This is a genomic window from Pseudoalteromonas sp. NFXS53 (assembly GCF_056629255.1).
On sequence record NZ_JBWVBR010000006.1, the window covers coordinates 81,408 to 104,751 of the forward strand.

General features: G+C 41.3%; 18 protein-coding genes. 11 read left to right on the forward strand and 7 right to left on the reverse strand.

Annotated elements, in window-relative coordinates:
• Window positions 1–100: 100 nt before the first annotated feature.
• From AC1HJP_RS08500 to AC1HJP_RS08520, 5 genes are all read left to right on the forward strand, one after another.
• Window positions 101–1,537 carry a peptide MFS transporter gene (locus AC1HJP_RS08500; RefSeq protein WP_480361444.1) on the forward strand — a complete coding sequence of 479 codons (1,437 nt, stop codon included), beginning with the start codon at window positions 101–103 and terminating at the stop codon, window positions 1,535–1,537.
• A gap of 428 nt (window positions 1,538–1,965) precedes the next feature.
• Window positions 1,966–3,012 carry a 4-hydroxyphenylpyruvate dioxygenase gene (gene hppD / locus AC1HJP_RS08505; RefSeq protein ID WP_421965117.1) on the forward strand — a complete coding sequence of 349 codons (1,047 nt, stop codon included), beginning with the start codon at window positions 1,966–1,968 and terminating at the stop codon, window positions 3,010–3,012.
• A 148-nt stretch (window positions 3,013–3,160) separates the two neighbouring features.
• Window positions 3,161–4,474 carry a fumarylacetoacetase gene (gene fahA / locus AC1HJP_RS08510; RefSeq protein ID WP_480361445.1) on the forward strand — a complete coding sequence of 438 codons (1,314 nt, stop codon included), beginning with the start codon at window positions 3,161–3,163 and terminating at the stop codon, window positions 4,472–4,474.
• A gap of 133 nt (window positions 4,475–4,607) precedes the next feature.
• Window positions 4,608–5,669 (forward strand): peptidoglycan DD-metalloendopeptidase family protein, encoded by a 1,062-nt coding sequence (locus AC1HJP_RS08515; RefSeq protein ID WP_480361446.1) that lies wholly within the window; start codon window positions 4,608–4,610, stop codon window positions 5,667–5,669.
• Window positions 5,659–6,045 carry a bactofilin family protein gene (locus AC1HJP_RS08520; protein ID WP_138483262.1) on the forward strand — a complete coding sequence of 129 codons (387 nt, stop codon included), beginning with the start codon at window positions 5,659–5,661 and terminating at the stop codon, window positions 6,043–6,045. The genes AC1HJP_RS08515 and AC1HJP_RS08520 overlap by 11 nt, the downstream gene beginning before the upstream one ends.
• On the opposite strand, the gene AC1HJP_RS08525 is transcribed toward AC1HJP_RS08520, so the two are convergent.
• Window positions 6,032–6,496, reverse strand: a complete 465-nt coding sequence (locus AC1HJP_RS08525) for a hotdog fold domain-containing protein (RefSeq protein ID WP_480361447.1) — start codon at window positions 6,494–6,496, stop codon at window positions 6,032–6,034. The genes AC1HJP_RS08520 and AC1HJP_RS08525 overlap by 14 nt on opposite strands.
• Before the next feature lie 188 nt (window positions 6,497–6,684).
• Between AC1HJP_RS08525 and AC1HJP_RS08530 the strand changes: the two genes are divergently transcribed.
• The 4 genes from AC1HJP_RS08530 to AC1HJP_RS08545 all read left to right on the forward strand — a co-directional run bounded on the left by AC1HJP_RS08530 (window position 6,685) and on the right by AC1HJP_RS08545 (window position 11,188).
• Window positions 6,685–7,872 (forward strand): multidrug effflux MFS transporter, encoded by a 1,188-nt coding sequence (locus AC1HJP_RS08530; RefSeq protein WP_480361448.1) that lies wholly within the window; start codon window positions 6,685–6,687, stop codon window positions 7,870–7,872.
• A 246-nt stretch (window positions 7,873–8,118) separates the two neighbouring features.
• Window positions 8,119–9,966 (forward strand): S8 family serine peptidase, encoded by a 1,848-nt coding sequence (locus AC1HJP_RS08535; protein ID WP_480361449.1) that lies wholly within the window; start codon window positions 8,119–8,121, stop codon window positions 9,964–9,966.
• Between the two features lie 108 nt (window positions 9,967–10,074).
• Window positions 10,075–10,704 (forward strand): LysE family translocator, encoded by a 630-nt coding sequence (locus tag AC1HJP_RS08540; RefSeq protein WP_480361450.1) that lies wholly within the window; start codon window positions 10,075–10,077, stop codon window positions 10,702–10,704.
• Window positions 10,705–10,726: 22 nt separating this feature from the next.
• Complete coding sequence (locus AC1HJP_RS08545; RefSeq protein ID WP_421965110.1) at window positions 10,727–11,188, forward strand: methylglyoxal synthase; 462 nt, start codon at window positions 10,727–10,729, stop codon at window positions 11,186–11,188.
• Between the two features lie 25 nt (window positions 11,189–11,213).
• On the opposite strand, the gene yegD is transcribed toward AC1HJP_RS08545, so the two are convergent.
• From yegD to sixA, 6 genes are all read right to left on the reverse strand, one after another.
• Window positions 11,214–12,575 (reverse strand): molecular chaperone, encoded by a 1,362-nt coding sequence (gene yegD, locus AC1HJP_RS08550; RefSeq protein WP_480361451.1) that lies wholly within the window; start codon window positions 12,573–12,575, stop codon window positions 11,214–11,216.
• Between the two features lie 53 nt (window positions 12,576–12,628).
• The gene (locus tag AC1HJP_RS08555; protein ID WP_480361452.1) at window positions 12,629–13,459 is read right to left on the reverse strand and encodes a DNA ligase; all 831 of its coding nucleotides are present in this window, start codon (window positions 13,457–13,459) and stop codon (window positions 12,629–12,631) included.
• 86 nt (window positions 13,460–13,545) lie between these two features.
• Window positions 13,546–14,214 (reverse strand): HAD family hydrolase, encoded by a 669-nt coding sequence (locus AC1HJP_RS08560; RefSeq protein ID WP_480361453.1) that lies wholly within the window; start codon window positions 14,212–14,214, stop codon window positions 13,546–13,548.
• A gap of 37 nt (window positions 14,215–14,251) precedes the next feature.
• Window positions 14,252–14,551: a hypothetical protein gene (locus AC1HJP_RS08565; RefSeq protein ID WP_058029251.1), complete on the reverse strand. Its 300-nt coding sequence runs from the start codon at window positions 14,549–14,551 to the stop codon at window positions 14,252–14,254.
• 178 nt (window positions 14,552–14,729) lie between these two features.
• Complete coding sequence (locus AC1HJP_RS08570) at window positions 14,730–17,009, reverse strand: TonB-dependent receptor (RefSeq protein WP_480361454.1); 2,280 nt, start codon at window positions 17,007–17,009, stop codon at window positions 14,730–14,732.
• Window positions 17,010–17,384: 375 nt separating this feature from the next.
• A complete protein-coding gene (gene sixA, locus AC1HJP_RS08575; protein ID WP_480361455.1) occupies window positions 17,385–17,852 on the reverse strand; it encodes a phosphohistidine phosphatase SixA in 468 nt (155 codons plus the stop codon).
• 162 nt (window positions 17,853–18,014) lie between these two features.
• On the opposite strand from sixA, the gene AC1HJP_RS08580 reads away from it, so the two are divergent.
• Window positions 18,015–20,687 (forward strand): insulinase family protein, encoded by a 2,673-nt coding sequence (locus tag AC1HJP_RS08580; RefSeq protein ID WP_480361456.1) that lies wholly within the window; start codon window positions 18,015–18,017, stop codon window positions 20,685–20,687.
• Between the two features lie 74 nt (window positions 20,688–20,761).
• The gene (locus AC1HJP_RS08585; protein WP_480361457.1) at window positions 20,762–23,023 is read left to right on the forward strand and encodes a putative bifunctional diguanylate cyclase/phosphodiesterase; all 2,262 of its coding nucleotides are present in this window, start codon (window positions 20,762–20,764) and stop codon (window positions 23,021–23,023) included.
• Window positions 23,024–23,344 lie beyond the last annotated feature (321 nt).

Below are 23,344 nucleotides of genomic sequence, written 5' to 3' on the forward strand. Positions count from 1 at the left end.
AATGAAATTGTTATTAGACGTTTGGCCAAACGTCACTCAAGCACACAGTGCATAATTATAATTAGGCCATACAACACATTTTGATAATTTAGGAAGAAATATGAGCACATTACCTAAAGCAGGTGAGTTTTTAGGGCACCCTAAGGGGCTTTTCCTGCTATTCGGCACAGAAATGTGGGAACGATTCGGTTACTACGGCATGCGTGCCATCTTGGTATTATATCTTGTTGCTATGGCACAAGACGGCGGCTTCGGCTGGAGCAACGCCGATGCATTAAGTCTATACGGAACATTTACTATGGCGGTATACCTAACACCACTATTTGGTGGCTGGTTAGCCGACAACGTATTAGGTCAACGTAAAGCCATCATTATTGGTGGTATTTTAATGGCTGCTGGCCACTTTACTATGGGTATTCCTCATGCCATGGTAAGTGGTATCGAAGAAAATGTTTTCTATATTGGTTTAACATTACTTTGTATTGGTAATGGTTTATTCAAGCCAAATATCTCTACTATGGTTGGTGATTTGTACCAAGAAGGTGACAAACGTCGTGACAGTGCATTCACTATTTTCTACATGGGTATTAACTTAGGTGGCGCTTTAGGTCCACTTATCGCAGGTTACGTTGCAGCTGTAATAAACTGGCAGGCTGGTTTTATCGCGGCAGGTATCGGTATGGTTATCTCTGTTGTGATGCAGATGATCTTAAGTAAAAAGTATTTAGGCGACATCGGTGTAGTACCATCAGCAAAACTGTCTCAGCAGCAGTCTGAATCAGGTCAAAAAGAGCCTCTAACTAAAGTTGAAAAAGACCGTATCAAGGTAATTTTCACTATGAGTGTTTTCAGCATCATTTTCTGGATGGGCTTCGAGCAAGCTGGCGGTCTAATGAATATTTTCGCCAACGATTACACTGACCGTATGTTGATGGGCTTTGAAATTCCAGCATCTTGGTTCCAATCTCTTAACTCTATCTTCATCATTATCTTCGCGCCGGTTGTAGCTATGATCTGGCTTAAGCTTGATAACAAAGAGCCAAACTCGCCAGTTAAGTTTGCCATTGGTTTAGTTTTCTTAGCACTTGGCTTCTTCACTATGATGCTTGCCCTTGCGACTGAAGGTGGTAATGGTCAAGATGCACTGCAAATCAGCATGATTTGGTTAGTGCTTTTCTATCTATTCCATACTCTAGGTGAGCTGTGCTTGTCACCAATCGGTCTTTCTATGGTAAGTAAGCTTGCACCACTTCGCCTTGCTTCACTGCTTATGGGTATTTGGTTCTTATGTACTGCAGTTGCAAACAAAATTGCTGCATTCGTAGGTGCGTTCATCGGTGAAGGTGAAGCGGCTATGGAAAATGCAATGGGCATATTTATTGGTCTAGGTGCAACAGGTTTAATCTCTGCAGCATTAATGTACTTCCTAAGTGACCGTTTAGTTGACTGGATGCATGGCGCAGAGGGCAACCACGAGCCACACACTCAAGAGCATTATTTAAGCGAAGAATTAGAAGTATCAGGTTCTAAGCAATAATTCTCCTTGCGACAAAAAAGCCGCTTATGCGGCTTTTTTTGTATCTGTTTTTAAACTGTATTAATTTCTTTACACCCACTCCTTTTAGATGCAAGTTCAGAGGTATTCTTTAAACTTATAAACCCATTTCCTGGAAAAACCACCAACCAAAAATAATCATTTAATATCAATATTTTATAAGTTTAAAGCTCCACGTTTTAAAACAGCAAATAGTCATCGATTTTTGTTCTGGCCCGCTTGAGGAGATTCCATCACCTGCCCTAATCGAAATACAGCAAAGTCGTTATTAATGTGTGTTTTTAAATTTACAAATGCCCCCCTGACAATATCACTGCACTAGCTTCCCCTATTGCGATTTTTGATTAATGATTCGTTCCAACAACAAATCTAACAAGCAACCCAATTGTGCTTAATTGCGGAGTATGACAATGAGTGAAGTAAAAAACCCACTAGGTTTGGTTGGTATCGAATTTACTGAATACGCAACCCCAGATGCAGATTACATGGACAAAATCTTTGCTGATTTTGGTTTCTCTAAACTTAAAAAGTTTAAAGGTAAAGACATCGTTCATTACAACCAGAACGAGATCCACTTCTTACTAAACAACGAACGTGGCGGTTTCTCTGCTGAGTTTGCTAAGTCACATGGTCCTGCGATTTGTTCAATGGGCTGGCGTGTAGAAGACGCTCAAAAAGCGTTTGATATTGCAGTAGAGCGTGGTGCGAAACCAGCTACAGATTCAGCAAACAAAGACCTACCGTACCCAGCAATTTACGGTATTGGCGACAGCTTAATTTACTTCATCGACGTATTCGGTGATAAAGGTTCAATCTTTGAAAATGATTTTGAAGACCTAGCTGAGCAAAACATTGTTGAAGATAAAGGCTTCATCCGTATCGACCACCTAACAAACAATGTTTACAAAGGTACGATGGAAACTTGGGCTAACTTCTATAAAGGCGTATTCGGCTTTGAAGAAGTGCGTTACTTCGACATCAAAGGTCAAAAGACTGCACTACTTTCTTATGCGCTTAAGTCGCCTTGTGGTACTTTCTCTATTCCAATCAACGAAGGTAAAGATGACAACAACAACCAGATCGACGAGTACTTAGACGAGTACAACGGTCCTGGTGTACAGCATCTTGCATTCTTAACAAATGACCTTGTTGGTTCACTAGATAAGCTAGACAAAACAAACATTGCAACACTAGATATCGTTGAACACTACTACGACACTATCTTCGACCGTGTTCCTTGGGTTAAAGAAGATAAAGAGAAAATCAAAGAGCACCAAATCTTAGTAGATAGCCAAAGCGAAGACTGTTACTTACTACAGATCTTCACTAAGAACCTATTCGGCCCTATCTTCATTGAGATGATCCAACGTGTCGATGACGGTGGTTTCGGTGAAGGTAACTTCCAAGCGTTATTCGAATCAATCGAGCGCGACCAAGAGCGTCGTGGTGTTATCTAATTTTAGATAACCTGAGTAAATTAAAAGCAGCTGACGTTAAAAACGTAGCTGCTTTTGTAGTTTTTAAAGCTAAGTCGTTTTTCTAGCTTGATTTACTTTATTGAATCTCCATATTTAGACTTAGCCAATTAATGCAAAAGGAAAGACCATGTCTTTTATTAATGAAACGCACGATATTAATTTAAAAAGCTGGGTAAGCAGCGCAAACGTTGCGGGTAATGACTTCCCAATCCAAAATCTACCATTCGCTTCTTTCCGCCGTAAAGGCGCATCTGAAGAGTTCCGCGGTGGTGTTGCTATCGGCGACCAAGTTTTAGATTTAGCTGTAGTTGCGGCTGCTGGTATTTTCTCTGGCGAAGCACAAGAAGCGGTAGAAGCGGCTAACGCACCTGCGCTTAACGAGTTTATGGGCATGGGCAAAGCACATTGGTCAGCACTTCGTTTAGCGCTTTCAAAAGCACTACGTGAAGGTTCTGAGCACCAAGGTGCACTTGAATCTGCTTTAGTTGCACAAGATGACGTTGAATATGCACTACCATGCCACATTGGTGACTACACAGATTTCTACACGTCAATCTATCACGCAACTGCGGTAGGCAGTTTATTCCGTCCAGATAACCCGCTTCTACCTAACTACAAATGGGTACCAATTGGTTATCACGGCCGTGCATCTTCTATTGATGTATCTGGTCAAAGCTTCCCACGTCCTAAAGGTCAAACTAAAGCGCCTGACGCAGATGCACCATCATTTGGCCCAGCTAAGCGTATGGACTACGAGTTAGAGCTAGGTATTTACCTTGGTAAAGGTAATGAACTTGGTGATGCAATTAGCATTGAAGATGCTGAAGATCACGTATTTGGTTTCTGTCTATTTAACGACTGGTCAGCACGTGATTTACAAGCTTGGGAATACCAACCGCTTGGTCCATTCCTTGCGAAAAACTTTGCATCTACAGTTTCACCTTGGATTGTTACAACTGAAGCACTAGCACCATACCGTACTCAATGGCACCGTGACGAAAACGATCCTCAACCACTAGAGTATCTTGAGTCTTCACATAACCGTGAAGCAGGTGCATTCGACATTCAAATGGATGTATTACTAGAATCAGAAAAAATGCGTAGCGAAGGTGCTGCTCCAAGCAAGCTTTCTGAGTCTAGCTTCAAGCACAGCTACTGGACAGTGGCACAAATGGTAACGCACCACACGGTAAACGGTTGTAACTTTATTCCTGGTGATATGCTGGGTTCTGGTACACAGTCTGGTCCTGAGCACGAAGAAGCAGGTTCAATGCTTGAATTATCTCGTGGCGGCAAAGAAACAATCACACTGAACAACGGCGAAGAGCGTAAGTTCTTAGAAGATGGTGACAAGGTTATCATGCGCGGTTGGTGTGAAGCTGACGGCTTTAACCGTATTGGTTTTGGCTCAGTTGAAGGCACAGTTTTACCTGCAAAATAAACTGTCAAAACCTAATAAAAAACACTATTCAAATCAAAGGTGTGCATAAAGCACGCCTTTTTTTGTGTTTTTAAGCTGGATTTTTGCATAAATATTGTTAAGGTAGAGCGTTGTTAACAGGTTATTAAGAAATATGTTGAACAAGATCAGTTACCTAGCAAAAAGCGCATTTAAGCCAAAACAATTGTTACTCCGTCAAAATGGTGACGTGAGTATGTTTACTCTACCTAGCAGCCTGCAAGTAAGCTTGTTGTGCGCCGCTGTAGGTGCGGTTTGCTGGGTCAGTGTGAGCTCTTATGGTTATGTACAACAGCAAGACCAAATACAAACGTTAGAAAAACAACGTTTGGTGGCTGAATCAAATTGGCAGCTAGAAAAACAACAATTAGAACAAAAATTAGCTGAACAAACAAAGACACTTCAAGATCTTTCGCAACAACAGAACTTATTAGAGGGCTTAGTCGAGGCTTTACCTGAAAGTGTCGCTTCGCCAGCAACGTCTGAAGAGCAAAGCATTCAAAAAGACGAGTTTGAAGAGCAGTCAGAAAACTTGGCCGATAAGCAAGCATCATTACTAAACCAAATCGAAAATAGCATCACCGCAAGAGCAAGAGAATTGCATACCCACTTAGATGAAATTGGTTTAGACAAACAATTAACACTTTCACCTATCGCGCAAGGTGGTCCTTACCACCAACTAGACACACAACATATTTCTTCTGATTATTTAAGCGTGATTGATAAGCTGGTTGAACTTAATGAGCTTGAACAAATGATCACATTGCTGCCTGATAGCATGCCGGTAAAACAAGAAAAGTTTTATGTATCAAGTCAATTTGGTTATCGAAAAGATCCCATCACAGGCCGCAGAGCCATGCATAAAGGCGTCGATTTAGCCGGGTGGCATAAAACAGACATTCATGCGCCTGCAGCTGGTATTGTGAAAAAAGCCGGCAAAAATGGCGGCTATGGCAAATTCGTTGAAATTGAGCATGCCAATGGCTTAGTGACCCGTTTTGGTCACCTTCACACCATTAAAGTTAAGAAAGGGCAAAAAGTCGAAAAGTCGGACGTGATCGCCTTGATGGGAAGTACTGGCAGAAGTACCAGCACTCATTTACACTATGAAGTCTTACAAAATGGTAAGCATATCAATCCGATAAAACTGGCTAAGGTACTTTCTCGTGTTCAATAAATTTAAAAATAACAGCAGCGCAAGTTTACCCGCTTTAATTTCACCCAACACCCATGTGACTGGGCAGATTGACTGTGATGGGGAGTTACAAGTAGATGGAAAAGTAACTGGCGATTTAAAAGTATCGACACTGATCGTGGGTCAAAATGGTGAAGTTAACGGAAATATTATCGCTGAAAAAGTACAAGTTAAAGGGACGATCAACGGCAACATTGACGCGCAATCCGTTCACCTAGAAGTAACCGCCAAAGTACATGGTGACGTTGCTCATGACACACTGACTATCGATGCAGGAGCGCATTTAGAAGGCAAGCTTACTCATAAGCAAGCCCCCGACAATATCACTCCCATCAAAGAGCAAGCTAACGCTCAGTAATATACATAGTAATATCAGCATGAAATACTTTGGTTTTGTGCTGATCAAATACTTCTACAGGTACAATCAAATCTTCTTTGTCTTGCCACACTCTCGGTAAGTCAATTTTAGCCTCAGCAGTTAAAACACCATCTGCCTTTTTTAGATATTGCACTGTCATACCTTTTGGGATCCAGCGGTGGGTTTTAACTGGGACGGTAGCATCTGTCATGACACCTGCCACCAGCTCAGCAAGATTACACTGTGCAATGGCATGGATAGTACCAATATGATTTTGAATCGAGCGGCGTTTCTTTATTACTGCCACGCATTTTCCCGCTTCTAAATGTGTAATAGTCGGTTTGATAGAACCAAAGTAAGGTGCCTTAATGCATACAGCTTTGCTAAATAGCCAATTACCAAAGGGTAACCAACGCACACTTTTGTAAATACCCATTAATGATGCAGCCATGTTTGCTCCAATTGTTATTATTTTATGATGATAAAACATAACTCATCAGACCAGTTTTCAGCAAGTTTAAATTGAATATAACCTCAAGTAAAAAGCCAAAAATGAAAATATATTATCGTTTCTCGGTATTAAGTCCTGTCGTTTTTATTTTAGAGCGTTACAATACGCGCCCTTAATAAGGAGTGCGCATGTCTGACCCCCAAATTAATTCAAAACTCAGCGTTTTTATTCTCATTTTACTCGTTATTTTCTGCCCACTTGGCATAGATTTATACTTACCCGCATTCCCTGCCATGCAATCTGGCTTAGCAGTAAGCAATGCGCACATTCAACAAACCGTTGGCATTTATATGCTCACCGTCGGTTTAGGACAATTAATAGCAGGGCCGCTTGCCGATAGATATGGTAGAAGACCCATTGCTTTGGTTGGTATTTCATTATTTGCACTCGGTGGCTTGCTTGCAGCAAACACCAATGACTGGCACGTGATCATGTCAGCCCGAGCATTGCAGGGGTTTGGCGCATGTGCGACTTTTGTTACGGCTTTTGCCATTGTCAGAGATCAGTTCGGTCATAAAGGCAGTGGTAAAATGATCACCTATCTCAATGGTATCGTGTGCTTTATACCGGCATTGGCGCCTATTTTCGGTGCTTGGTTAACGGTGCAATTTGGCTGGCAAAGTAATTTTATCTTTTTAGTTATCTTTGCAGTACTTGGTTTTATTTTGCTATTTGTGCTGTGTCCTGAAACGCGTCCAAAAGATACCATTTATTCTGGTCATATATTAGATTTAAGGCGTTTTAAACCTATGCTTGCAAGCAGTGAGTTTATGTTTAACGCCTCTATTACCATGGTCGCCATGTCGGCTATGCTGGTGTTTGTTACAACGGCACCTGAATGGGTGATGACACAGCTGGATAAAGACATCTCTGAGTTTACCTTGTGGTTTACTATTAATGCTGTGATCAGCATTACTGCTAGCTTTATCGCGCCAAAATACATTCAAAGCGCACCTAAACAGAGCCTAGTTTTTGGTCTAGCACTACTGATGATTGGTGGTTTGCTCATGATGGTACTTAGTTCTTCCGCTGAACCCGCGGCATTTATGCTGCCTATGTATATCGCTTCTATCGGCTTTGCATTTACCTTAGGTTCTGCGGCAGGAAAAGCGCTTGGCGGCTTTGCACAACAAGCGGGAACCGCATCAGCACTCATCGGTGTAATGCAAATGTCTGGCGCTGCAGTACTTGCTGTATTAACACAGCAACTTGGTCTGAGTGCGCCTGTTCAAGTTGGTATTCATTTAGCCACCTGCTTGCTATTTTTAATTGCACTTAAATCAACAAAGAGCAACGTACTTTATTCAAACTCATGACAAAATGGTAAGACCTGTTTTTACTAATAGGTCTTACTCTCACCTGCGTTCCCACTATGGTAAACCATTTAAATATCTGGACTTCTGTTAATATTTTTTACTTCTACGACTAGATTTTTTTATTCTAAAAAACTCGATAAAATGTAATTTTGTACCCTTTACAACCTAAAAATTTCGCGTAACCTCGAACTTGTTAAAAAGATGTTTACAAAGCATTAGATAAAAATTACAAAAGAGATAACAAGTATGAAGTTTAATAAATTCACCTCAGCACTACTTCTTGCAGGCGTTTGTTCAGCCGCTTCTGTAAACGCAGCGGACGACCGCTACATCATTCAGGTTGATAATGACAAAAAAGGCGTCGTTAAAGCATTAGCTAAAAAATTAGGCGCTGAACTACATGTTGATGGCAATGGTTTCTTTGCAGCCAGTTTCTCTGGTAAAGACCTATCAACAGTAAAAGGCTTACTAAACAACCCACATATTAAACTTATTGAAGAAGACCAAAAGCGTAAAGCAATGGGCATCTATAACGATGATCTAGGTAATGCAATGCAGCAGCAGATCACGCCTTATGCTGTTTACCAGTCTCAAGCTGACCAAGTTACGTTTGATGCAAACGCGGGTATGAAGGTGTGTGTTATCGATTCAGGTCTTGATATGTCTAACCCTGACTTTATATGGGGTAACATCACAGGCGATAACGACTCAGGCACAGGTAACTGGTATGAGCATGGTGGCCCTCACGGCACACACGTAGCAGGTACTATTGGTGCGGCTGACAACAATGTCGGTGTGGTTGGTATGGCGCCAGGTGTAGACATGCACATCATTAAAGTATTTAACGCTGAAGGCTGGGGTTACTCTTCTGACCTAGCCCATGCTGCAAACCTTTGTTCACAAGCAGGTGCAAACATCATCAACATGAGCCTTGGTGGCGGTGGTTCAAACAGCACTGAATCAAATGCATTTGCAAGCTTCTCTCAAGCTGGTGGCCTAGTAGTTGCAGCTGCAGGTAATGATGGCAACTCAGTTCGCTCTTACCCTGCAGGCTATCCGTCAGTCATGATGATTGGTGCAAATGATGCGAACAATCAAATTGCAGATTTCTCTCAATACCCAAGCTGTACATCGGGCAAGGGCCGTCGAGTTACGACTGACGAAACAATTTGTGTAGAAGTAACAGCTGGCGGTGTTGATACGTTATCTACTTATCCAGCAGGTATGGCAACATCTGCAAGCCTATCTATGGACGGCACTGCATTTGAAACCTCTTCAATGGAAAACTCAGGCTCAGTAACCGCAAATGTTTACTTCATGGGCACAGCTGAAGCAACTGATGCACAAGCCGCAGGTAAAGTATGTCTAATTGACCGTGGCAATATTTCATTCCATGACAAAGTTGCAAACTGTGAAGCTTCTGGCGGTGTAGGCGCTATCATTGTAAACAATGAAGCTGGCATGCTTTACGCAACATTAGGCGATACAAACACAACATCAATTCCAGCAGTAGGTGCGGCTTTTGAAGATCGTTCAGCATTAATGGCGGCAACTTCTGCATCTATCAGTATTGGCTCAAGTGATTATGGCCTAATGAGCGGTACTTCAATGGCTACACCTGCAGTTGCTGGTCTTGCTGCACTCGTTTGGTCAAATCATCCAGATTGTACTGGTGAAGAGATTCGTTCAGCACTAAAAGCAACAGCAGAAGACCAAGGTGCGGCAGGTAATGACGTCTACTTCGGTTACGGTATTGTTAAAGCAAAAGCCGCTGACGATTACCTAACACAAAACGGTTGTGCTGGTGGAAATAATGGCGGTGGTGAAAACGGTGGCGGCGATACAGGTGGTTCATTCAGCCTAACTGCTTCAGGTTATAAGTCTAAAGGTTCAAAGTATGTTGACCTAAACTGGCAGGGTGCAACCACATCAAATGTTGATATTTACCGTAACGGTAGCAAAATTGTCACAACCAGCAACGATAATAGCTACACTGACAGCATAGGTGGTAAAGGCGGCGGTAGCTACAGCTACCAAGTTTGTGAACAAGGTAGTACTTCAGCCTGTTCAAGCACTCAGACTGTAGTATTCTAACCAACCATTTTTAAGCGGGCTTCATGCCCGCTTTTGTTTACCCCTGTATATTTTATTCAAACCCGCTTATACTCTGCCCCAATCAATAACAATAAAAATATAAATGCGATGCTCAATCCCGAATCCGTCATTTCTTTTTTAATTGCCAGTGCGGTTATCGCCGTGGCACCAGGCCCTTCAAATGCATTCTTAATGGCACAAACATTTACCCATGGTCGTAAGGCAGGTATGCAAAGCGCGTTAGGTTTTGCCGCCGGTGGGGTTATCCACACCATTTTTGCAGTAATAGGACTGTCGGCCATTCTAAAAGCTTCTGAAACGGCCTATGCGACGGTACAGTATTTAGGCGCAGCCTATTTATGTTATTTGGGTTTTGTGACCCTTAAAGATACGTTTAAGAAGCAAATTGACTCTGAAGATAAACCTCATGTGAGTACTAAAAAACAAGGTAATGTATTTGTACAAGCCATGATGACCGAAGTGCTCAATCCAAAAGTGGCGTTATTCTTTATTGCTTTTATTCCGCAGTTTGTTGACCCTACGCTCTCTTCTACCACTCTACAACTGGCTATGTTTGGCTTGCTTTACCCTATTTTGGCTTTCCCGATAGATTGTGCCTACATTTACAGTGGTGACAAAATCGCAGGCTACTTCAGGCAGCATCCAAGCGCACCAATCTGGATAGACCGTTTTTCGGGCTTTATTTTTATCGCCCTAGCGATTAACTTGTTACTCTAACAAATAAAAAAGAGAAATGAGTATGGAAACCAAGGTTGAGAAAATCCCCGCTAATAAGCATATAGCACTGGTTGCTCATGATGGTAAGAAAGACGCGTTAAAAGCCTGGTGTTTAGCCCATAGAAATACCCTTGAACGTCACACGCTCTCTGCCACTGGCACGACGGGTAATGTTATTGAGCAGGCTACAGGCCTAAGCGTCAATAAACTACTTAGCGGCCCTATGGGTGGCGATCAGCAGCTTGGGGCGAAAATAGCCGAGCATCAAATACATATGCTGGTATTTTTCTGGGATCCCCTTGCTTCACAGCCGCACGACCCAGATGTTAAAGCACTGCTACGTTTGGCTGCTGTATGGAATATTCCGGTGGCATGTAATGAAGCAACCGCCGATATGCTGCTGCATTCATCTTTGATGAGTACTGAATTTAGTCGCGCTTTACCTGATTACGATAAATACTTGGCAACGCGACTAAATACCTAACATATCTTTATAGAGTTAAAAATGTTTATCTGAACAGCTTTTCAGCCCACTTCGTTAAACCGGCGGTTACGCTACCAAAGTTATCGCCGCTTAACATCTCGATATCACCCAATCGGTGTTTTAGCGCCGCCTTTAATAAGGGTGATTGCGCACTACCGCCCGTTAGATAAATCACATCAGGTTGCGTTCCAGCATCTTGAATAGCTTGTTCGGCCAAGGTGCAGATCTGCTCTAAACTGTTTTCAAGGGCTTCAGCAAGCTGTATATCAGTGATAAGCTTAGCTAAGTCTTTACCAATAAAGCTCATATCACAGTGAGTCTGCGAGTCAGCACTTAACGCAATTTTCATTAATTCAGCTTGTCTTACTAAACGGTGTGAAAGCTTATTTTCTTGCACTTTAATTAAACGCTGTAGTCGTTCTGGCTGCCCTATCTCTCGAAGCATCGCGCTTAAGTCACGATGGTTTTTATCTGAGTAGAAGTCACTTTGCATTTGCAGGTCATTAATTTTACATGCTTGCCAAAACAACTGGTTAGGCATAGGAAGGCCTGACTTAAACTTATCGTCACGACCAAGTAAATCAGTTAGTTCATGAAACGCCAATGCAATGTCTAAATCGTTACCGCCAATACGCTTACCGGTATGCGATAAAAAGTCGGCATTTCGACAAGCATTGTCTCTAAAACTTGGTCCCATTTGCACAAACGAGCAATCAGAAGTACCCCCACCGATATCGACCACCAGCACTTTTTTGTCAGTCGTGAGTCCAGATTCAAAATCAACTCCCGCAGCCAAAGGTTCAAATAAGAATTCCACTTCTTTAAAACCTGCACGTTTTGCCGCTGTTGTTAAGATGCTCACCGCTTGTTGGTTGCTTTCTTCGCCACCAATGGCCTGAAAGTTTACCGGACGACCAATGACCGTGTGTGTCAGTTCATATCCCAGTTGTTGCTCTGCACGTTGTTTGATTTGCATGATCATGGTGCTGGCAATGTCTTCAAAAAAGGCGATTTGTTGTGGCTTTAAGCCTACTGCACCGAAGAACGATTTTGGCGATTTAACGAAATAGCCATCTTCTGGAAAGTCGATATATTCTTCTATGGCAGCCTGACCAATAGAAATACCCGTATCAGAAGACTCCAAATCTAGGTCACGTTTAATAGCTGGCACAGCATTTAAAAGGTGCGCCCTAGATTGTCTAAACCCCTCTACATCACCCAGACTTAAATTATGTGCGACATAGTCTGAGATCAAGGCGTTATGCTGTGCATATAAAGTCGAAGGTAAATAATGCTTGTTGTTTTCTAATTTAACGAGCGTCACTTGGGAATCACGCATCACACCCATCGCACAATTAGAACTACCGTAATCAAATCCAACTATCATCTTCAACCTCCGACACAAAAAAGGTCGCGCAGGGTATCACAGATAAAACGAGTTTAAAATATTTCTCTCACCCTTAAAAACCGTGCAAAACGCGGCTTGTTATATTTTGTTTTATCTTGATAACGATAGGTGATCACAGTACCAATTTGAGGCGGGTTTGCTCTGAGTACGTCGGTAAGCCCCGAGCCTATTTTAAACTCAACGCCGTCGTCTAAATTGCGCACGAGCAAAGCGCCTGTTTTGCCTTGGTACTTACCTTTGCCTTCGCTGTAACCAATTACAACCGCATCAGCGTCTGAGTAAGGTTTGTACTTTAATAAGTGTGCTGAGCGTCCTGCTAAATGAGAAGCGGTGGCTAAATGTAACATTACCCCCTCTCCACCTTTTGCTACCACTTCATCAAAGTAATTATCTAATTGAGCTCTACTGGCAAAGCTTTGCTGCTTAACAGCTTGAATATGAGGCTGTTTGATTACAGTGACCAATTGCAAATACTTTTTATAGCGTTCAGCAAAACTGCCAGACGCTTTTGGCATATCAAAGACCATATACTTCACTTTACGCCAGTCTTTATCATTGCCGTTAAGCTGTCTGGCAAGACCACTGACAAACTCAAATTGCCCGTAGTCGACCCAAAGCTCTCCGTCTAGGTAAGTGTTTGGCAACTTCTCTGTGAACCAAGCTGGTGCATAAATTAGGTTACCACGCCGGGTTTTAAGCTGCGTGCCATCCCATATGGCCCGCACACCATCATATTTTTCACTCACTAAATAGTGTTCGACTTGATGCCTATTGTTGAATACAGAAGCTAATTGCGCGGGTGAGGTATTTGACCAAGAAGGTAAGCTTAGCAATAAAAAAGCTAAAAAATAGAAATAGTACATACGCATGGCTCCTTATGCGCTGAAGTAAGATTAATAATGAGTTTAGACTTCCTAGCTGCACTCACTAACTGAAGTATTGATGACCTTTATAACGTCTCAATGTAAGTATTTTTTTGAATATACTCCCAAGCCTCACCGATGTCATTGGCAATATAGTTAGCCTTACTATGATCTTGAGATTTAGAGTATTCATGAGGGATAACAATTGTTTGTACGCCCGCTGCTGTTGCACTTTGTAGGCCCGTTGTACTGTCTTCTAAGGCAAATGCTTCCTGGGGCCTTATAGACAATAGCTTAAGAGCTTTTAAATATGGCTCAGGGTCAGGTTTTGGGTTGATTACATCGTCTTTGCATATCGTCGCATTGAACAAATCTAGCAATTCGTAGTGCGCTAATACGGGGATCGCTTCGTTGCGTGTACTACCCGTCACTAATACCAAAGTAAACTGCTGTTTAGCTGCATTGAGGAAAGCCTTCACGCCAGCTAATAACCTTGGTTTTACCTGCTCAGACGTTAAAACAAACTGCTGATTTTTTTGTTCACATAACCACTGAGCTGAGACATCTAAATTATGCCGTGCCTTTATTACTGTTGCGGCTTGTAAGGTAGGGACACCGGCAAACTCTAAGCAAAAAGCTTGCTCTGTGTAATGAATGTCAAAAGGAGATAAAACATGTTGCCAGCTATCATAATGGACGACCTCAGAATCAACCAAGGTACCGTCAAAATCTATTAGTAATGCTCGCTTTTCCATGTTTCTCTCCTTGAATTGATTGCTTTTAGCTTTTAAATTATTGCTTTAAGCTCTCAGGTACTTCTGCTGTTGCTTCTTCACCTGATTCAACCTCTACAAGCGTATAGCCTCGAGGTTGGCGTACTACTTTTAAGATTGGCTTTTCAAACGCAGACTTTAAACGATCTGTATCAGCTTGAAGCTCTTCAACAGTGCGACCGAAGGGTGCAGCACCTGTTTCAGACCAATTTGTTACTTTACCATTTAAGTTATATTCAACTTCGTGAATTTGATAAAGCGCCGCTTCATCTTTAGTTGCTTCACAAAAAATAACACGGTAATTCCAAAATCCAGACATAATTTTTCTCTTACTTTCAATTTAGGGCAACTTTACCAGCTCATTTTATTAATACCAATCCTCAATGTGACTTATTTGGGAGTAATTGGCAAAAGGCTAAATACTATGTTTTTGAAATATAAAAAAACCCGCAAAAGTGCGGGTTTTTACTAAAACAAATTTCTATTTAGAAATAAGATTAGAAGAAGCGTACTTTAAATTCAGCACCAATGTAACGCTCTTCATTTAACATACCTGTGTTGTTATTGAAGTCTACGCCACCAATAACCACTTGTTCGTCAAATAAGTTACGTACAAATACAGATGCTTCATATTCGTTGTCGCCAGCTAGCCATTGGTAACCTGCACGTACACCGGCTTCAAATAATGCTTCACCTTTAAACTCAACCGCTTCATATAGGAAGAAGTCAATTTCGCTGCGGTAAGACACATCTGAGTATACGAAGAAGTCGCCACCCTCAAGTTCTTTGGTATAACGAAGAGTCGCGTTTGCAATCCACTCTGGCGCGTGTGGTAAGCTGTTACCATCTAAAACCGCTAAACCGTTCTCTACTTTGTTTGTAACTGTACACTGAGCACACACTTGAACAGCTAGGTCTTTATCGCTCAGCTCAGTTTTGTTGTAGCTCAGGTTAAATGTTGCGTTTAACTCATCAGTTAAAACCCACTCTGAGTCAAGCTCGATACCGTAACCTGTTGTCTTATCAGCATTGATCAGACGGTTAAAGTTAGCGTCGCCACCTACAGCTGTTAACTGTTGGTCATTCATCTGGTAATAGAATACTGTCGCGTTAACACGACCTTGGCCATCTAAAACATCAGACTTAATACCAGCTTCAATTGAGTTAGTCGTTTCAGATTTAGCAACTGTTACTTCATCACCGAATAAGATACGGCCTTGCACACTTGGTGCACGGAAACCGTTAGCGATACGTGCGAATAGGTTAATGTCATCAGTGTACTTATAGGTTGCACTTAAATCCCAAGATACATGGCTGTCATCTGGGTTTGCAGAGCCTTCTTTAAAGTCTGTCGCGCCTGTAAATGGCACAGGTGTTTTCGTGCGCTTCGCGTAAAACTCTTTTTCATCATTCGAGTAACGAATACCTGCTGTTACTTTTAATTCATCAGATACTGTGTAATCAAATGAACCAAATAATGCCCATGCAGACGTGCTTTGATCTTGGATTGCGTAACCATTTTGAAGACCATAGTTATTTGCAGCTGCATCCCAAGCAAACGTATCAAAACTGAAGCTTTCGATAATTAAGTCTTCTTCGTATAAGAACACACCTACTTGATAGTTCATATCGCCAGAGAAGTTACTTGAAAGACGAAGCTCTTGAGTATATTGGTCATGCTCAGGGATTGCATCAGCAGTTTCAGATGCAAACGGGATAAACCCTGGGCCCATTGCAGGTAAGAATGATGCACCGTAACCACCATCTACGTCAGCGCGAGAATAGATTTCAGCGCTTTCCCAACCAGTGATCGACGTTAATGTGTGCTCTTTTAAATCCCACTCAAGTTTAAGGCTTAAACCTTGCGTATTTACCTGTTGAGTCGAACGTGAAGCGGCATCATGGTAAACAACATCATTGTCATACAGTGGGTTGATGTTATTTGTGCCCTTTTCAATTAGGTTTGCACGGAATGCAATTGGACGACCGTCAAGGTCGCGCTTGTGGTAGTTTAAAAGACCGGTGAAGTCATCACCTTCATATAAAAACTGAACGCGCGCTGCTTTTTCATTGTAACCACCAAGCGAGTCTTCTTTTTCGAAGCCCGGTGCTTTTACGTCGATGTAATCTGGACGATCTTGAATAAGTAGAGAAACACGCGTTGAAAGCTTGTCAGTCAGACCAGTACCTACGGCACCTTCAAAGTCTACTGAGCCTTTGCTACCGTAAGATACAGCACTGTAAGCATCAAACTCTTGGCTTGGCTTAACTGAGTCAAACTTTACAAGACCTGCTGGCGTGTTACGACCAAACAGTGTGCCTTGTGGGCCTCTTAGTACTTCGATACGCTCGATATCAAATACAGGGAAACCTTTAAGAATAGGGTTTTCTTGAACAATTTCGTCTACAACTAATGAAACAGGTTGTGACGCGTTCAAATCAAAATCGGTATTACCCAAGCCACGAACATAAAAGCGCGGGAAAGTACGGCCGAATGATGATTCAACTGATAAACTTGGGATTTTTGCGTTCATGAAGCGAATATCCATACCCGCTGAGCTATATGCGTCTAATCCATCGCCTTGTAGGGCCGACACAGACACAGGCACTTCTTGCGCATTTTCAACACGTTTACGTGCTGTTACTTGAATAACTTCAAGCTGGTTGCTCTTAGCTTCTTGCTCTTCAGCATGCGAGGTGAACGAAGTACTTGCTACAGTAGAGAACAACGCTGCATTGACTAAAACTGCTAACGTAGATCTTTTGATTGCTTTCATGTTTGGGGTAAACCTTTTATAAGCACTCTATTGTTCAACGGTAAAATATGGGCGCCGTATCACATTGGCGTGATTAGTTCAATTTTTCGCCTATACTGAACGTACAATGCGGACCTTAGAGTCGAGAGTGCAAAACGAATTCTAAGGCTGAATCTAACGGCATAATTATAACAGCAAATTTCAAATTTGCTTCAAATAACCCCAAAAAAGCCAAAAATAATAAATTTTATCTACAAGATTACCGATTTTAACAACTTTTATTTTCTTAGCCAAAAGCAAAAACAAGGACATTTGTCCTGTACCAACATCGGCAGACGTTAATTTTTACGCTTTAATTAAGCAAGGGAGAGATTTTAAGTTTGTACAATAAACAAACTAAAGTGAAGGAGAGACTATTTTTAAAAAATCCGCTTTTCTGTTTTTTTCATCATAGCGAATAACCGCAATGCCCGCTGTAGAAAAGATAGGCATATCTCCTGGGCTAAGTTGATCGACCAAATAACTCACAATTGGCATGTGCGCTACCAAGAGCCAAGTATCAATCTCAGGATTCAAGCTCATTAAAGTTTCTAGGTAATCAATCGCAAATCGCGCATCGCCACTGGGAACGATATCTTTACACACTTCAAAATAACCCGCGGGGTTGTGCTTAATAACTTGCTCGGCGGTTTGCTGCGCTCTAATAAAAGGGCTTACGAGTATTGCCTTTGGCTGATAATGCGCTTTAATCCATAGTGCCATTTCACTCGCTTGGCTTACTCCTCGTGGGGTCAGGGCTCTTGCGGCATCATCAGCTTGCATAGGTTCGGCTTCACCATGGCGCATAATTAAGATTGTTTTCATAAAACCTCAAACACTTAGAGTAATAATTTTCAGTAAAGCGGTAGCAACTTAGCCACTTTGTTCGCTATATTAAAACAAAACACATGACAATCCAAAGAACCTTAGCAGCGGTAAGTTAGTTCAAATTGGCCTCATTTCTTACTTTATATCGGCGGCAGACTCTTGAAAATTAGCAATAATGATAAACGCAGCTATCAAACTCTTACACTCGACAATGGTCTGAAAGTACTGCTTGTACAAGACCTAGATTCAAAAAAATCTGCAGCGTCACTGACAGTCAATGCTGGACACTTTGATGATCCTAACGATCGCCAAGGTATGGCACATTTTATTGAACACATGTTATTTCTCGGTACTGAAGCCTACCCAGACCCCGGCTATTTTTCTCAATTCATTAATCAAGCTGGCGGGCATTGCAATGCATGGACTGGCACTGAACACAGTAGTTATTTTTTCGATTGTGATCATCAACAATTACATGCTGCATTAGACATTTTCAGCCAGTTCTTTATTGCTCCCTTGTTCAACAAGCTTCAAGCAACGAGTGAAAGAAATGCGATAGATGCCGAATACAAGATGAAAACTAAAGATGATGGCAGACGCATTTATCAAGTCCATAAAGAAACGGCAAACCCTCTTCATCCATTCGCAAAGTTTGCCGTGGGCAACCACCAAACATTAGAAGACAGAGAAACCTGTATCTCAGACGAATTGCGTCAATTTTTCAGCACCCATTACCTTGCCCAATGGATGACATTAACCATTGCCGGCCCTCAATCGTTGAATGAGTTAGCCGATATGGCTAGACAATATTTTTCTAAGGTGCCTTCAAGCCAAAATAATAAACCCGCTATCAATGTACCTCTCTACCGTAGCAATGATCTGGGTAAACTCATTCACATTACGCCTAAAAAGCAAATGCAGAAACTGATCGTTAGCTTTGCTATGCCTAATGTTCATAACCTGTATAAATCTAAGAGTTTAAGCTTTTTAGCTCACTTGATTGGCTTTGAAGGCGAAGGCTCACTGTACTCAATATTAAAAGCCCAAGGTTGGATCAACGCGCTTTCAGCCGGTGGCGGCGTGAGTGGCAGTAATTATAAAGACTTTAATGTCAGCTTTGCCCTCACGGAGCAAGGGATTGAGTTTTACGAAGACATTATTGAAATGTTATTCGAATATATCGCACTTATCGAGCATAAGTTTGTCGATTTACCTGCACTCTATGCCGACAAACAAGCTTTATTAGAAATCGCCTTTGACAATCAAGAACCAAGCAAATTAGTGGAGTGGGTTAATGCGTTAAGCGTGAATATGCACCACTTCGATGAAGCGGATTATTTGTGCGGTGACTATGTCATGACTGGGTTCGAGCCTCAATTACACAAAAAACTTTGCCAATACTTGTCGGCGAAGAACATGCGAGTCGTTTTAATTCATCAAGGTGTTGCAACTAATAAAAGAGCCCAGTGGTATAACACAGCTTATCTAGTAGAAGATTTACCTGCGCATTGGCTTGAGACACTTGATAAAATAAAACACCCTCTTCCAGAAATGAAGCTGCCTAGCGTCAATCCTTATTTAAAAGCAAAACAAGTGTTACACACTAGCGCGTCGTCTTTTTCGGTGCCAAAAAAGCTCGCTTTCAAAGAAGGGTTAAATTTCTGGTTTAAACAAGACACAGAATTCAAAGTTACAAAAGGACACCTTTATATCGAGATAGATTCAAAAGTCGCGGTTAGTTGTGTTAAGAATATGGCACTTACACGCTTATTAGCCGATTTATTAATGGATAGTCTTGCTGAGCCTTTCTACTCGGCTGAACTTGCGGGCCTAAACTACCACATCACCTCTCATCAGGGTGGTTTGACGCTCAATACAGCAGGTCTCTCGGCAAACCAGCCTGAATTTGCAATAGAGTTACTTAACTATATTTTATCTCAAGATATTAGCCCTATTCGCTTTGCTGAATATAAAAAACAACTATCGAGACATTGGCTTCAACATAATCATAATAAACCTGTGTCTGCGCTATTTAGCATATTGGGTGCACATTTAATGCCGTGGAACCCTGCACCGGAGGACTTAGCGCAAAGTCTAAAAGGTATTACATTTAATGAGTTCATTGAATTTAGACATGCATTTTTTAAAGCCATACATATAAAAGCATTTATGTATGGTAATTGGCGTGAAAGTGATGCTGAAAATATGCTAAACAGCATCAAAGACACCTTTAAAGAAAGCAAAATCTTAGAAGATTTAAAACGCCCTCTTATTAAGCTCAAACAACACATGACGCATGCTTCTTTCAAAGAACAGGCTGAACATGGATTACTATATTATATCCAAGCAAAAACTTCAGATGTTGATGAAAAAGTACAACTCATGCTCATTAATCAACTTGTACAACATCTTTATTTTGATGAACTCAGAACCAAACAGCAATTAGGTTATTTAGTCGGTGCAGGTTACGCGCCTTTTAATACCCGTGCAGGGCTTGCGTTTTATGTACAATCTCCAAATAATTCGAGCCAATTACTGCTGCAAAGCCATGAAGAATTTATCAACATGTTCTTAAATAATTTGGCTAAATTAAGTTCAGAAGCATTTTTAGAGGCTAAGCAAGCTTTAGAGCTACAAATTGCAGAAAACGATAAAAACCTGAGACTGAGAGCTCAACGACTTTGGGTCGCGATCACCAATGAAGATCACCATTTTTCAATGCAATCTAGATTACTCACAGCCCTTCAAATACTGACAAAAGATGTATTTATCAATGATGCTATCTCTCTGATAAGTAATAAAGACTCTCATGCAACATTAACTTTCAACTGATAAGGCCCTGTTATCTACTTTACTCTCAGTTCAGCATAGATTAGATTAAGCGTTGTTCTGAGAAATAAACATCTATGATTAAAAATATAACAATAATGATGTTCATAGCGTTATTAAGCTCATTATTCAGCATGCCATTGATGGCATTGGAGTTTAATCAACAGAGCCTGGGAGCTAATATTTATTGGCTTGCCCCTGTGGGCTTAATGACATTATTCACCACCTATTTGCTATTTATAAACCGTAGGCTAAAGCGTTCACAGCAAGACTTGGCTATGTCTGAATTACGCTTAAAACGGACTGTTGAAGGCAGTGGTGATACGCTATGGGACTGGGACATCAGCTCAGGGGAAATCATACGTATAAATGATAAATATATGGTATGCCAAGACCAGCCTGAAAAAAATGCACGCTTTTTACCCAACGCGCACCGTATACACCCCCAAGATCTCCCCCTAGTAGACAAATTGCTTAAGCAACATTTTGCTGAGCAAACAGCTTTTTTTGAAGCCAGTTACCGTCTAAAAGATACCTTAGATCAATACCACTGGGTGTTAGATCGCGGTAAAATCATTGAAAAAGACGCCAATTTAAACCCTGTAAGAATGACAGGCACAGTACGTGATATTAGCCACCTAAAAAGTACCGAAGAGCGGCTCAACTTATTTGCTAAATGTGTCGAATCACTGACTGATGCAATTGCCATTTATGACAAAAATTACCAGCTTGTAGATGTCAACCCTAGCTACTTAAAACTCTTTGGAGGGTTGAGGACTCACTACCTCGGAAAGCAATTCAATCTTCCAGGATATGATGAAAAATATATTCTTGAGATCAAGGCAAACCTAAAAGAGTCTGAGCATTGGCAGGAAGAACTTAAGCTTAGGAACTTTAAGAATACCTTGTTGCCAATCGAAGTCAGCATCGACGAAATAAAAAACAGTCATGGTCAGGTAACAAACTATGTTGTTATTTTCTCAGATTTAACCGAACGTAAGAAAGCAGAGTCCCAGCTACATAATCTCTCTAACAGGGACAGAACAACGGGTCTTCCAAATAGAAACTTATTTTTCACTAACTTAAAAAAATTAGCGCAACAAGATGTTCATCATGCTCTGCTTGTCTTTGATTTAGACAACTTTAAAAAGATTAATGACTCACTGGGTCATCAACTTGGCGATAGTTTACTCGCAAAACTGGCAATGCGCCTAAATAAACTTGCTCGCCAACAAGACACCTTTTATCGCCTAGGTGGTGATGAGTTCGCATTAGTGATGACCGGCACGAATGACATTCACACCATAACTAAAACTGCAAAGCAATTTTTGGCAGCCATTGCAACACCATTTAAAATGGCAAATCATGAACTCGTGATCACCTCTTCCGTTGGCATTGTGCTATTTCCTGAAGATGGTGCAACTCCAGAAATCTTACTTAAGAATGCAGATACAGCCATGTATCATGCAAAACAAAAAGGTAACCACTACTTATTCTTTAACGATTCAATGAATGAACAAGCCGTTAAACGGCTACAAATAGAAAACCTGATGCGGTTTGGGTTAAAAGAAGACCATTTTGTCGTTTATTACCAACCTAAAATGGACATCAAATCAGGTCTGCTTGTCGGCATGGAAGCGTTAGTCCGTTTTATTACCCCTAAAAAAGGCATTATAAGCCCAGGTGTGTTTATTCCTATTGCCGAAGAAACAGGGCAAATCATTGATATTGGTGAAGTCGTGCTCGACAAAGCCTGTAAAGACGTGAAACGCTGGATAGACCAAGATTTATTTGACGGCCGCGTTGCCGTTAATTTATCTGCAAAGCAATTTAGTTTGCCCGACCTTACCACGCGTATCGATATCATCTTACAGAAAAACCATTTGCCCTCTTACTTTCTTGAGCTTGAGATAACTGAAGGTACCGTAATGGACGACCCACAAGAAGCCATTAATATCATGCGCTCACTCAGTGCCAGAGGTATTCACCTGGCGATCGATGACTTTGGTACAGGTTATTCATCACTGGCTTATCTAAAGCAGTTTCCTCTGAATACGTTAAAAGTCGATAAAGCTTTTGTCGACGACATGCACAATGAGCGTGGTCGGAATATGGTAGACTCGATTGTAACAATAGCTCAAAATCTAGAGTTACACGTTGTGGCTGAAGGTGTTGAAAAGGCAGAGCAACTAGCAATATTAGAAGAGCTAAATTGCCAAACTGTACAAGGATACTTTTACTCCAAGCCCCTTTCAGCAGAGGAGTTTACTGAATTTTTGAAACAACAAAGAGCTGTGAAAAATAAACAATCTAAACCCGATTTAAAAGTGGTCAGCTAACTGTTTAGCTTACCTTAAAGCACTTTAGTTGTCCCATTTTCATATTTCTTAGAATAGCCATTCTGTAATGCATTCTCAAAAACACCCAACAAATAGGACCAACAGCCAAACTAAATGCAACCCAACGCTTTGTCGGCATGCCTAGGCGAATCGTTTCGCAATAAATGGCCATTGCACTTAAAAGCAAACAAAACATCACTAACATTAGCACTCCCCTTTAAATTGGCGAATTATACAGCAAACAGCATAAAAGAAGCACAAAAAAACGTTTAATTGTTGCAAAATATTGCATTATTTCATTTAATACCAAGCCATAAATTT